The 12,299-nt window shown below is 63.1% G+C and carries 10 protein-coding genes; 8 read left to right on the top strand and 2 right to left on the bottom strand.

Annotation, left to right across the window (positions count from 1 at the left end; genetic code table 11):
* Positions 1-133: 133 nt before the first annotated feature.
* From BTHE68_RS27480 to pdxR, 8 genes are all read left to right on the top strand, one after another.
* Positions 134-886: an IclR family transcriptional regulator gene (locus BTHE68_RS27480; protein WP_162069467.1), complete on the top strand. Its 753-nt coding sequence runs from the start codon at positions 134-136 to the stop codon at positions 884-886.
* Positions 887-1,003: 117 nt separating this feature from the next.
* Positions 1,004-1,855, top strand: coding sequence for an IclR family transcriptional regulator (locus tag BTHE68_RS27475; protein ID WP_162069466.1), 852 nt, complete (start codon positions 1,004-1,006; stop codon positions 1,853-1,855).
* Positions 1,856-2,149: 294 nt separating this feature from the next.
* Positions 2,150-3,916: a sulfoacetaldehyde acetyltransferase gene (xsc, locus tag BTHE68_RS27470; RefSeq protein ID WP_162069717.1), complete on the top strand. Its 1,767-nt coding sequence runs from the start codon at positions 2,150-2,152 to the stop codon at positions 3,914-3,916.
* A 61-nt stretch (positions 3,917-3,977) separates the two neighbouring features.
* Positions 3,978-4,991 (top strand): phosphate acetyltransferase, encoded by a 1,014-nt coding sequence (pta, locus tag BTHE68_RS27465; RefSeq protein ID WP_162069465.1) that lies wholly within the window; start codon positions 3,978-3,980, stop codon positions 4,989-4,991.
* A gap of 9 nt (positions 4,992-5,000) precedes the next feature.
* Entirely contained in the window at positions 5,001-5,825 is an 825-nt protein-coding gene (locus BTHE68_RS27460; protein WP_232078110.1) for an IclR family transcriptional regulator, read from the top strand.
* A gap of 217 nt (positions 5,826-6,042) precedes the next feature.
* On the top strand, positions 6,043-7,716 hold the full coding sequence (locus tag BTHE68_RS27455) for a GMC family oxidoreductase (RefSeq protein ID WP_162069464.1): 1,674 nt from the start codon (positions 6,043-6,045) through the stop codon (positions 7,714-7,716).
* 31 nt (positions 7,717-7,747) lie between these two features.
* A complete protein-coding gene (locus tag BTHE68_RS27450; RefSeq protein ID WP_162069463.1) occupies positions 7,748-9,061 on the top strand; it encodes an MFS transporter in 1,314 nt (437 codons plus the stop codon).
* A gap of 73 nt (positions 9,062-9,134) precedes the next feature.
* Positions 9,135-10,652: a MocR-like pyridoxine biosynthesis transcription factor PdxR gene (gene pdxR, locus BTHE68_RS27445; RefSeq protein ID WP_162069462.1), complete on the top strand. Its 1,518-nt coding sequence runs from the start codon at positions 9,135-9,137 to the stop codon at positions 10,650-10,652.
* Positions 10,653-10,662: 10 nt separating this feature from the next.
* Here pdxR and BTHE68_RS27440 read toward each other — a convergent pair whose 3' ends face one another.
* A complete protein-coding gene (locus BTHE68_RS27440; protein ID WP_162069461.1) occupies positions 10,663-11,196 on the bottom strand; it encodes a cytochrome b in 534 nt (177 codons plus the stop codon).
* Entirely contained in the window at positions 11,193-12,254 is a 1,062-nt protein-coding gene (locus BTHE68_RS27435) for a catalase family peroxidase (protein WP_162069460.1), read from the bottom strand. Before BTHE68_RS27435 ends, BTHE68_RS27440 begins: the two co-directional genes overlap by 4 nt.
* Positions 12,255-12,299: the final 45 nt, after the last annotated feature.

Raw genomic sequence — 12,299 nt, 5'->3', positions numbered from 1 at the left:
CAGAGGCTCCAGCATAACAATTATCTTTTTCCGGAACAATTCATTTCGTTTATTTTTATCCGAACGGCCTATACGGCGAGGATCGGCACCTCATTTAAAATAATGTCGAACGAATTCACATGGAAGCATGCCGATGGACAAGCCCGACACGCCCACGCTGCGAGCCTTCGCGCTGCTGGAATACCTGGTGCAGGCGGGCAACCCCGTGTCGCTGACGGACATGGCCGATGACATGGGCATGCCTAAGCCTTCGCTGCACCGCATGCTGGCGTCGCTCGAAGCGGGCGGTCTGGTGATCCGCGAGCCCGGCGACAAGAACGCGTATGTCGTCGGTCCGCGCCTCGCGCAGCTCGGCCTCAACGTGATGACCCATGCGGGCGCGCGGCGTCTGCGGCACGCGATCCTCACGCGGCTCGTCTCCGATCTCGGCGAAACCTGCAATCTCACGATGCTGCACGAGAACGAAGTGCTGTATCTGGATCGCGTCGAGGCGCCGTGGCCGCTCCGGCTGGACCTGAAGCCCGGCTCGCACGTGCCCGTATGGTGCAGCGCGAGCGGCAAGCTGCTGCTCGCGTTGCAGCCCCGCGAGGAGCGCAATGCGCTCGTGCGGGCGATGAAGCTCGAGCGCTACACCACCAACACCATCACCGATACGGAGATGCTGGAAGCGGAACTCGATCGCATCGCGAAGAAAGGTGTCGCGATCGACAACGAGGAGTTCGTGCAGGGCATCGTGTGCGCGGCCGCGCCCATCGTCGATGCCGAAGGCACGTGTATCGCCGCGATCGCGGTTCATGCGCCGGTGTCGCGCACGCCGCTGTCGCGCGCGCTGGAAATGGTGCCGCGCCTGAAGGAAGCTGCGACCGATCTGGGCAAGACGTTCTAAACGAACGCCACGCGGAACAATAAAACTGCAACCGCTTGTTCCGAAAATTGTAGCGCGTCGGCCCCGAATCGCCGTAAAGTGACGTTAATTTGAAACCAAACGTTCCGTTTTCGGCTCATGCGCGACGTCACCCATCCCGATCCCGCCGAGCATTCCGGCGATGAAGCGCGGACGCTCCGTCCGCTTGCCGTGCTCGAACAACTGGCCGCCGCCGGCCACCCCTATACGCTGTCCCAGCTCGCGGCGCGCGTGCGTATTCCGAAGGCGACGCTATTGCGGCTGATCGATTCGCTCGAAGCGCAAGGCTACGTCACCCACATGCCCGACTCGCGCGGCACCGACCGCGGCATCGCGCTCGGTCCCCGCGCCGCCCAACTCGCGCTCGCCACGCTCGCCAACAACTCGTTCACGCGCGCGTGCCGCTCGATCCTGCGTTCGCTCGTCGACGTGATCGGGGAAAGCTGCAATCTCACCGCGCTCGACGGCGATACGGTCCTGTATATCGAACGCGTCGAAACCGCCGAGCCATTGCGATTGCACATGCAGGCCGGCATGCGCGTACCGCTGCATTGCACCGCGAGCGGCAAGCTGTTCCTCTCACAGATGCCGCTCGCCGAGCGCCGGCAGATTCTCACGCGCCTCACGCTCACGAAGCGGACTCATCGCACGCTGATGGACCGGGCGCTGCTCGAAGGCGAACTCGACCGGCTCGCCGCGCGCGGCATCGGCATCGACAACGAAGAGTTCGTGCTCGGGATGGTGGCCGTCGCGGTACCGATCACCGACGCCGCGAGCGGGCGCGTGCTCGCATGCCTGGCCGCGCATGCGCCGACCGCCCGCGCGAACCTCAACGATCTCCTGCAAGCCGTCCCGCAACTGCGCGACACCGCCGTGAAACTCGCCACGCTCATCGATGCGTCGGACGGACTGACGCTCATGACGCGCCATCGCCCGGGCCCGACACGCTAGATCCCGCTCCATTTCGATGTAGCCGTCGACGCCCGCCACGCAGGCCCCGGCGGCGATTCGCCATCGCGTCGCCCGAAAAATTCCGAATTTTTTAGAGACAAAACATTCCATTTATTTGAAAAACAAGTTGACGGCGAATTCGCTCCGTCCTACGATGTCTTCACGATACATATTCCGGAACTAAATGTTCCGTTTTATTTTCACCCGGAGACACTCATGAGCGAGCACGACCAAGCCCGTCCTTCCCAGACCACTCTCGCCGCCGCCAGCGCGGCGCCCGCCGGTCCGCAGTCGATGACCCCGTCCGAAGCATTCGTCGAAACGCTCGCCGCCAATGGCGTGACCGAGATGTTCGGCATCATGGGTTCGGCCTTCATGGACGCGATGGACATCTTCGCGCCCGCCGGCATCCGCCTGATTCCCGTGGTGCACGAACAAGGCGCGGGCCACATGGCCGACGGTTACTCGCGCGTGTCGGGCCGTCACGGCGTCGTGATCGGCCAGAACGGACCGGGCATCAGCAATTGCGTGACGGCCATCGCGGCGGCGTACTGGGCGCACAGCCCGGTCGTGATCGTGACGCCGGAAGCGGGCACGATGGGCATTGGTCTCGGCGGCTTCCAGGAAGCCAAGCAATTGCCGATGTTCCAGGAATTCACGAAGTACCAGGGTCACGTCACGCACCCGGCGCGCATGGCCGAATTCACGGCGCGTTGCTTCGATCGCGCGATGTCGGAAATGGGTCCGACGCAGCTCAATATTCCGCGCGACTACTTCTACGGCCAGGTGAAGGTCGAGATTCCCAAGCCGCAGCGTCTCGATCGCGGCGCTGGCGGCGACCAGAGCCTGAACGAAGCGGCCGATCTCCTCGCGCAGGCCAAATTCCCCGTCATCATTTCGGGCGGCGGCGTGGTGATGTCCGACGCCATCGAGGAATGCAAGGCACTCGCCGAGCGTCTCGGCGCGCCGGTCGTGAACAGCTATCTGCACAACGACTCGTTCCCGGCGAATCATCCGCTGTGGTGCGGTCCGCTTGGCTATCAGGGCTCGAAGGCCGCGATGAAGTTGCTGAGCCAGGCCGATGTCGTGATCGCGCTCGGTTCGCGTCTCGGGCCGTTCGGCACGTTGCCGCAGCACGGTCTCGATTACTGGCCGAAGGAAGCGAAGGTCATCCAGATCGACGCGGATCACAAGATGCTGGGCCTCGTGAAGAAGATTTCCGTCGGCATCTGCGGCGATGCGAAAGCGACCGCGATCGCACTGACGCAACGCCTCGCGGATCGCAAGCTCGACTGCGACGCGAGCAAGGACGCCCGCGCGAAGACCATCGCATCTGAAAAGGCCGCATGGGAGAAGGAGCTCGACGACTGGACCCACGAGCGCGACGCGTACAGCCTCGACATGATCGAAGAGCAGAAGAACGAGAAGCCGTTCAGCGGCGGCCAGTATCTGCATCCGCGCCAGGTATTGCGCGAACTCGAAAAGGCGATGCCGGAAGACGTGATGGTGTCGACCGATATCGGCAACATCAACTCGGTCGCGAACAGTTATCTGCGCTTCAACAAGCCGCGCAGCTTCTTCGCGGCGATGAGCTGGGGCAATTGCGGCTACGCGTTCCCGACGATCATCGGCGCGAAGGTCGCGGCACCGCATCGTCCGGCCGTTTCGTATGCGGGCGACGGCGCGTGGGGCATGAGCCTGATGGAAACCATGACCTGCGTGCGCCATAACATTCCGGTGACGGCAGTCGTGTTCCATAACCGTCAATGGGGCGCGGAGAAGAAGAATCAGGTCGACTTCTATAACCGCCGCTTCGTCGCGGGCGAACTCGATAACCAGAGCTTCGCCGAGATCGCCAAGGCGATGGGCGCGGAAGGCATCGTCGTCGACAAGCTGGAGGATGTCGGTCCGGCACTGAAGAAGGCCATCGATCTGCAGATGAATCACGGCAAGACGACGATCATCGAGATCATGTGCACGCGCGAGCTCGGTGATCCGTTCCGCCGCGATGCGCTCTCGAAGCCGGTGCGCACGCTCGACAAGTACAAGGACTACGTGTAAGTCCCGTCCACGCCGCTCCGAGCCCGGAGCGGCGTTTTCTTTCCGTCACAACAGGCCCGCCATGAAAGCCATGCATCGCATCATCGATCAGGCACGCGACCTGCCGATGCGTATCGTTCTCTCCGAAGCCGAAGACACGCGCGTGCTTCAGGCGGCGGCACGCGCGCAGCAGGAAGGCATCGCGCGCATCGTGCTCGTGGGCGCACGCGCACGCACGTATCAGGTCGCGGATGGCGCGGGCATCGATCTCGAAGGCATCGAGTTGATCGATCCTTCTCATTCATCGCTTGGCGAACGTTTCGCCGGGGAACTCTTCGCGCTGCGCGAGAAAAAAGGCATGACGCCCGAGCAGGCGCGCGCCGCCGTGCTCGATCCGCTGTGCTTCGCGAACCTGATGGTACGCACGGGCGAGGCGGACGGCTCCGTGTCGGGCGCGGTCAACACGACGGCGGATGTGGTGCGCAACGCCATTCAGATCATCGGCGTAAGGCCGTCGTTCAAGCTCGTTTCCAGCTTCTTCCTGATGATGCTGTGCGAGCCTTTTCATACGATGAAAGGCGGCCTCATCTTCTCCGATTGCGCACTCGTCGTCGAGCCGAACGCGGAGCAACTCGCGGAAATCGCGATGGCCGCCGCCGACAGCGCGCGCAACCTGCTGATGGAAGACCCGCGCGTCGCGATGCTGTCGTTCTCGACGAGCGGCAGCGCGCATCACGCGGCCGTCGACAAGGTCATCGACGCGACGCGGCGCGTGCAGGAAGCGCGCCCCGGCCTCGCGATCGACGGCGACGTGCAGCTCGACGCCGCCATCGTCGCTGAAATCGCCATGCGCAAGGTTCATCACTCGAAGGTCGAAGGGCATGCGAATACGCTGATCTTCCCGAGTCTCGAAGCGGGCAATATCGGCTACAAGCTCGCGGAGCGCATCGGCGGCGCGAAGGCCATCGGTCCGCTGCTGCAGGGGCTTGCGAAGCCCGCCAACGATCTGTCGCGCGGCTGCAGCGCCGACGATATCTATCACGTGATCGCCGTGACCTGCGTGCAGGCGCAAGCGGCACGGCATCAGACGATGTGAGAGCACATCATGGATACGCGAGCCGAAACCGAAGCGTTCGTTCAGTCCGAAGCGACGGAAAGCGCGCCGCTCATCGATAGCGCCGCGCGTGCCGACACGCCCACGCTGCGCGCATTCAGCGTGCTCGAACATCTCGTGGCGGCAAAAAGCGCGCTTTCGCTCGCGGAACTCGCGAACATCATCGAGCAGCCGAAGGCGTCGCTGCATCGCATGCTGCAATCGCTCGAAGCGGGCGGCTTCGTCGCGCGCGAGCCGGGCCAGAAGAACGCCTACGTGATCGGCCCGCGCCTCGAACGGCTGGGTGTCGACGTGATGATGCACAGCGGCGCGCGACGGCAGCGTCATGCGATTCTGGAGCGCCTCGTCGCCGATCTCGGCGAGACCTGCAACCTCAGCACGCTGCACGACACGCAGGTGCTCTATCTCGACCGCTGCGAATCGCCGTGGGCGCTGCGGCTGGAACTCAAGCCCGGCTCGCATGTTCCCGCGCATTGCAGCGCGAGCGGCAAGCTGCTGCTCTCGACGATGCCGCGCGAGGAACGCGCCGCGCTGATCCGCGCGATGCGGCTGGAACGCTTCACGCCCAATACCCTCGACGATCCGAACCTGCTGGAAGCGGAACTGGATCGCATTGCGCACAAGGGCATCGCCGTCGATAACGAAGAGTTCGTGCTGGGTATCGCGTGCGTCGCCGTGCCGGTATTCGATTCGCGCGGTAAATGCATCGCGGCCATCGCCGTGCATGGGCCGGTGTCGCGCATGGCGCTGTCGCGCGCGCTCACGTTCGTGCCGCGCCTTCAGGAAGCCGCAGGCGAACTCACGGCCACATTCTGACGCGCCGCAACACCGATCGTTCGGATATCGAATCAATAAAGTAGACTCAGGGACAACCCGAATCACCCTCTCAATTCTGAATCGGAATTCGCATTTTCCGTTTCACTTTCGCGAGCTTCCGCGTTTTTCTCTTGGCATCCTTGCCCGCTTCTTCCACATTGAACGAAACGCAAACGAAGCGATTCGTTCCATAAGAAGACTTCAGGAGACAGGTGTCATGCAGCAGGAAGTCGATTACGTGATCGTCGGTGCGGGCTCGGCAGGATGCGTGCTCGCCAACCGGCTGAGCGCCGATCCGGGCAATACCGTGCTGCTGCTCGAAGCGGGCGGCGCCGATACGAATCCGTGGATTCACATTCCCGTCGGCTACTTCAAGACGATGCACGATCCCGAGCTCGACTGGTGCTATCGCACGGAGCCGGACGACGCTGTCGCCGGACGCAGCATCGACTGGCCGCGCGGCAAGGTGCTGGGCGGCTCCAGTTCGCTCAATGGGCTGCTCTACGTGCGCGGCCAGCGCGAGGACTACGACCGCTGGGCCGAACTCGGCAACGCGGGCTGGAGTTACAGGGATGTGCTGCCCTACTTCAGGAAGTCGGAAGATCAGGAGCACGGCGCGAGCGAATATCACGGCGCGGGCGGGCCGTTGAAGGTATCGGACCTGCGCTTGCGTCGTCCGATCGCCGATCACTTCATCGCGGCGGCGCAGGAGATCGGCATTCCGTTCAACGCGGACTACAACGGCGCGACGCAGGAAGGCGTTGGATACTTTCAGCAGACGGCTTACAAGGGCATGCGCTGGAGCACCGCGAAGGGTTTCCTCAAGCCGGTGCGCGATCGGCGCAATCTGGTCGTGCAGACGCGCGCGCAGACACGCAAGGTGCTGATCGACGGCAAGCAGGCCGTCGGCATCGAATACATGCATGAGGGCGTCGTGAAGACGGTGCGTGCGCGTGTCGAAGTGATTCTCGCAGCCGGTGCGATCGGTTCGCCGCAGATTCTGCAGAATTCGGGCGTGGGACCTTCGAGCGTGCTCAGCGATGCGGGCGTTCAGATCAAACATGAACTGCCAGGTGTCGGCCGAAACCTGCAGGATCATCTGCAAGTGCGACTCGTCTTCAAGACGCGCGAGCGCACCCTGAACGATGAGGTCAACAATCCGCTCAAGAAGGCGCTCATCGGCCTGCAATACGCGATTTCGCGCACCGGACCGCTCACGCTCGCGGCGAGCCAGGTTGCGATCTTCACGCGCTCGTCGCCGGATGTCGCGCGTCCCGACATTCAGTTCCACATGCAACCGCTTTCCGCCGACAAGCCCGGCCAGGGCGCGCATCCGTTTTCGGCGTTCACGTCGTCGGTGTGCCAGTTGCGGCCGCACAGCCGCGGCAGCGTCGAGATTCGTTCGAACGATCCGCTGCACTATCCCGCCATTCACGCGAACTACCTTTCCGACGAACGCGATCATCCTGTCGTGATCGGCGGCATCAAGGTGGCGCGCCGCATTGCCGCTGCGCCGTCGCTTGCGAAGCATATCGTGTCGGAATTCATTCCCGGTTCGGGCTATCAGTCCGACGCCGATCTGCTCGACGTCGCGCGCAAGTTCAGCCAGTCGATCTATCACCCGGCAGGCACCTGCAAGATGGGCAGCGACGCGCTCGCCGTCGTCGATGCGCGCCTGAAAGTGCGCGGCATCGGACGCCTGCGCGTAGTCGATGCGTCGATCATGCCGGAACTCGTATCGGGCAATACGAACGCGCCCGTCATCATGATCGCGGAAAAAGCCGCCGACATGATTCTCGAAGATCAGCGTTATCAGCACGTCACGCGCGTGGAAGACGTGCCCGAAGTCGTTGTGCAAAAGCCCATGGCCCATGCAGGCCACAGAGACTGATCACAAGTCTCACACATCACGGAGACAAACCATGAACGCACTGCCCCGAACCGATGGCAAGCAGATGAGACGTGTCGTCGTCGCGAGTCTGATCGGCGCGACGATCGAGTGGTACGACTTCTTTCTATACGGCGTGGTCGCCGGGATTGTCTTCAACAAGCTGTATTTCCCGAGCGGCGATCCGCTCATCTCGACGATGCTCGCCTATGGCACCTTCGCCGTCGGCTTTCTGAGCAGGCCGCTCGGCGGCGTGATCTTCGGCCACTTCGGCGATCGCGTCGGCAGAAAGAGCATGCTCGTGATGACGCTTTCGATCATGGGCTTCGCGACGGTGTTGATCGGCATGGTGCCGACCTATGCGCAGATCGGCATCTGGGCGCCGTCGCTGCTGCTGTTTTTGCGCGTGCTGCAAGGCATCGGTCTTGGCGGTGAATGGGGCGGCGCGGTGCTGATGGCATTCGAATATGCGCCCGAGAACAAGCGCGGCTTCTACGCGAGCATTCCGCAGATCGGCCTCGCGCTCGGCCTGTGCCTGTCATCGGGCGTGGTCGCGGGCCTGTCGCTCACGCTGACGGATGCGCAGTTCCTCGCCTGGGGCTGGCGGCTCGCGTTCTTCCTGTCGTTCGCGCTCGTCGCAATCGGCATGTATATCCGCCTGAACGTGATGGAAACGCCCGAGTTCGCGCGCATTCAGCGAACCGGCAGCGAATCGCGCATGCCGATCGTCGAAGTGATCTCGAAGTATCCGGGCAACACGATTGCGGGCATGGGCGCGCGTTTCATCGACGGTGTGTTCTTCAACGTGTTCGGCGTGTTTTCGATTTCCTATCTGACGGGCACGCTGCATCTGCAACGCACCGATGCGCTGCTCGGCGTGATGGTCGCGGCCTTCGTGATGATCTTCACGATTCCGTTTTTCGGGCGCCTGTCGGATCGCGTCGGGCGTGCGCGCATCTACTTCTGGGGATCGCTCGCGACGGGGCTTTCCGCGTTCTTCGGCTTCTGGCTCATGAAGAACAGCGGCGGCAATACGATGCTCGCGTGGCTCGCGGTCGTGATTCCGCTGGGCGTGGTGTATGCATCGATCTATGGTCCTGAAGCCGCGCTCTTCTCCGAACTCTTCGATGCGAAAGTGCGCTATTCGGGCATCTCGTTCGTGTATCAGTTCTCGGGCATCTTCGCGAGCGGCATCAGCCCGATCGTCGCAACGTGGCTCTTGCAGCGCAACGGCGGCGATCCGTGGATGATCGCGACGTATTGCCTCGCGGCGGGCATCATCAGCGCGCTGTCGGCGGCGTGGGTCGGGCTGAGGCAGCGGCGCGAGATGGCGTTCTCGGTGGGCTGATCGTCTGCGCTGGCCTTGCGTGCAAGCCGCACGTAATATCTCAACATCGACAGAACTTCAGCAGGAGACATGCATGCCGACCCGCCCAACCGCCACGCTTTGGGCGCAGCTCTTCGAGCGCTCGCGGGTCTCGGGGATGAGCTTGCAGAACCAGATCCGCCAGATGATCGTCAATGCGATCCTGAGCGGTCATATCGCGCCCGATTCCGCTCTGCCTTCGAGCCGCGAGCTTGCCGATCAGCTCAACGTGTCGCGCAATACCGTGGTGCTCGCGTATCAGCAGCTCGTCGAGGAAGGGTATCTCGTCTCGCGCGAGCGCAGCGGTCATTTCGTGAATCCGGCCACGGATGAATTGCAGCGCGGCTTCACCGCGACAGGGCTGTCCGACACGCCGGTCATCGAGACGCAGCAAGGTCATCCCGACTGGAGCGCGCGCATCAGACACGCACCATCGAACCAGCGCAATATCGTCAAGCCGTCGAACTGGCAGAGCTACGAATATCCCTTCATTTACGGGCAATTCGATACCGAGCTCTTCCCGACGAGCGACTGGCGCGAGAGCTGCATGCACGGTTTGTCGGTGATGGAAATCCGCAACTGGGCGCCCGACCTGATCGAGCGCGACGACGAGACACTCGTCGAGCAGATTCGCACGCGCGTGCTGCCACGTCGCGGCGTGTTCGCGATGCCGGACGAGATCGTCGTGACGAACGGCTGTCAGCAGGCGCTGTATCTGATCGGCGACCTGTTATGCGGCGCGCAGACGAAAGTGGGCATGGAGAACCCCGGTTATCCCGATGCGCGCAATATCTTCCAGCATCACAACGCGCAGATCGTGCCGCTGGATATCGATGAAGACGGCGCGGTCATCGACGATGAAAACGCGATCGCGTCGTGCGATTACGTGTATGTCACGCCGAGCCATCAATGCCCCACGACCGTGACGATGCCGATCGAGCGGCGGCGCAGGTTGCTGGATCTTTCGGTGAAGCATGATTTCATCGTCATCGAGGATGACTACGAAAGCGAGAACACGTTTTCGGGCACGCCGCATCCGGCGTTGAAGAGCCTCGATACGGCGGAGCGCGTGGTGTATATCGGCTCGTTGTCGAAGACGCTCGCGCCGGGTTTGCGGCTCGGGTATATCGTCGCGCCGCGCACGTTGATGCGCGAATTGCGCGCGCTGCGCCGCTTGATGATCCGGCATCCGGCAGCGTACATTCAGCGCGCGTTCGCGACTTTTCTCGCGCTCGGTCATCACGACACGCTGTTGCGCAAGCTGGGGCGCGTCTATAAGGAACGCGCGGAAGTACTGATGGATGCGCTCGCAAAGCATTTGCCGGAGTTGCGCGCATCGAAAGTGACGGGCGGCGCTTCGTGCTGGGTGGAAGGCCCGCCCTGGCTCGACGCGACACGGCTCGCCAAGGACGCGCAGGCGCTCGGCGTGCTGATCGAACCGGGCAGCGTGTTCTTCGCCGATCCCGCCGATGGTCAGCGATGCTTTCGCATGGGCTTTTCAGCGATACGCGCGGAGTTGATCGAGCCGGGGGTGCGGGCACTCGCTCAGGTCGTGCAGCAGCGGCGCCCTTGAAGCATCGCGCTTACTTCCACGGCGCCATCGCATGAAAAACGCCGTCGCGCCGCACGAGCGCATGAAACAGCGCAGCGGCAAGATGCACGACGATCAACGCGAAGAAACACAACGCGAGAAAGCGATGCGCGTTCCACAGCAGCGTGTGCAACGCATTGCTATGCGGCAACAGCGAAGGCACGTGCACGCCGAGCAGCACGATCGGATAATCCGCGGCGGACAGCATGCCGTAACCGAGCAGCGGCAACGCGATCATCAGCGCATAGAACGCCAGATGCGACAGGTACGCGGCGAGTTTCATCGGCGCGGGCATGTCGGCGGGCAGCGGCGGCGCGCCGCGCGTGATTCTGACGACGAGACGAATCAACGCAAGCACGAGTATCGCGGCGCCGAGCGGCTTGTGAATCGACACGAGCGTCAGATAATCCGGCCGTACCGTCGACACCATGCCGACGCCGATGAACAGCATCGCGAGGATGCAAATCGCCATGATCCAGTGCAGGGCGCGTTGCAGCGGCGAGAATCGCCCGGTGATCGCGTTCATTGCGTGGCTCCTTGCGCAGGCGTGTGCGGGTAATCCTTGTCCTCTGCGGTGCGCCGGTTGAACGATACCGAGTAGGCGGCCGAGCGCGCGGCGGGGAATGGATCGTCGGAAACGCGCATGCCGGATGGCAACACGGTCGGGTCGAAATTGATATCGCGGCACGGTCCGTCAGGCTCCGGCTCGATGGTCTTGACAACGAGCGTGCCCACTTCCACCGTGTGCCGGTCTTCCGGCCAGGCCTTGCTCGGGTCGGCGGTGGGATCGCCGGGATTCGCGACGGTGACGACCATCGCCCAGCGTTGCGGCGCGCTCTGCACGCGCTGCGTGATCTCGGCATCGAGGAAATTCGCGCCCTTCTGCTTCAGCTCATCCGGCGTCAGGTTCTCAGGCTTCGCAGCCGGAATGAAGGACCAGCGCACCGTCTGGCTCTGCCCTTCCGCGTTCGTGAAGACGAAGCTGTTGAGGCTGTTGTAACGCTCGTCCGCATACGAGGCCGTCCACGGCGCGCTGCCCGCCCACGCGCCGAACGCACCGATCTCCGGGTGCGCGGTGGCGAATTTCTGCATCGACTCGGGATCGTTCTTGTTCGCGAGCGCGCGTTGCAATTCGTAAAAGGCTTGCGGTGTCGCGACGGGAAAGAACGGGGCATCGATCATCGCGGAGCGCCATTCGCTTCCATCGGGCAACGCGATGCGCAGGCTGAGGCCGCGCACGCGCGCCATCGCGTCGGATGCTTTCGGGTCCGGCGTCGCGAGATTGAAGCGGCCCGTGACGGGATACGTGCCCGACGCGAACATTTTGGCCTTGGAAAGCGCTGCGCCCGAGCCATTCGATTCGAAATCGCCGCTGAAGCAGATGCCCTTGGCGTGATTGCGCCTGAAGCCCGGCACCGCGCCGCCGGGCGGCGCAAGACTGCCGACGATTTTCGCGGGCGTGAGACGATGCGGCGTGAGCCAGCCGGCCGTATAGGCAAAGGCCGCAACCAGCGCGGCGACGATGGCCGCGATGAGGATCAGCGCAGGAAAGGGCGACCGCGGGGAAGCATGTTTGTCAGTCATCGTAGTCTCTCGATCAACGATTCTGTTGCACGGTAATCTAACAGC

This window comes from Burkholderia sp. THE68 (genome assembly GCF_009938265.1).
Taxonomy (GTDB): domain Bacteria; phylum Pseudomonadota; class Gammaproteobacteria; order Burkholderiales; family Burkholderiaceae; genus Caballeronia.
Note: the sequence above shows the minus strand (reverse complement) of the source record. Positions and strands in the feature narration are given on the sequence as shown.

What these genes read in the sequence shown, in the direction of transcription:
- BTHE68_RS27480 (WP_162069467.1), top strand. Translation starts at nt 134, where the DNA reads ATGGACAAGCCCGACACGCCCACGCTGCGAGCCTTCGCGCTGCTGGAA.
- BTHE68_RS27475 (WP_162069466.1), top strand. Translation starts at nt 1,004, where the DNA reads ATGCGCGACGTCACCCATCCCGATCCCGCCGAGCATTCCGGCGATGAA.
- xsc (WP_162069717.1), top strand. Translation starts at nt 2,150, where the DNA reads ATGACCCCGTCCGAAGCATTCGTCGAAACGCTCGCCGCCAATGGCGTG.
- pta (WP_162069465.1), top strand. Translation starts at nt 3,978, where the DNA reads ATGAAAGCCATGCATCGCATCATCGATCAGGCACGCGACCTGCCGATG.
- BTHE68_RS27460 (WP_232078110.1), top strand. Translation starts at nt 5,001, where the DNA reads ATGGATACGCGAGCCGAAACCGAAGCGTTCGTTCAGTCCGAAGCGACG.
- BTHE68_RS27455 (WP_162069464.1), top strand. Translation starts at nt 6,043, where the DNA reads ATGCAGCAGGAAGTCGATTACGTGATCGTCGGTGCGGGCTCGGCAGGA.
- BTHE68_RS27450 (WP_162069463.1), top strand. Translation starts at nt 7,748, where the DNA reads ATGAACGCACTGCCCCGAACCGATGGCAAGCAGATGAGACGTGTCGTC.
- pdxR (WP_162069462.1), top strand. Translation starts at nt 9,135, where the DNA reads ATGCCGACCCGCCCAACCGCCACGCTTTGGGCGCAGCTCTTCGAGCGC.
- BTHE68_RS27440 (WP_162069461.1), bottom strand. Translation starts at nt 11,196, where the DNA reads ATGAACGCGATCACCGGGCGATTCTCGCCGCTGCAACGCGCCCTGCAC.
- BTHE68_RS27435 (WP_162069460.1), bottom strand. Translation starts at nt 12,254, where the DNA reads ATGACTGACAAACATGCTTCCCCGCGGTCGCCCTTTCCTGCGCTGATC.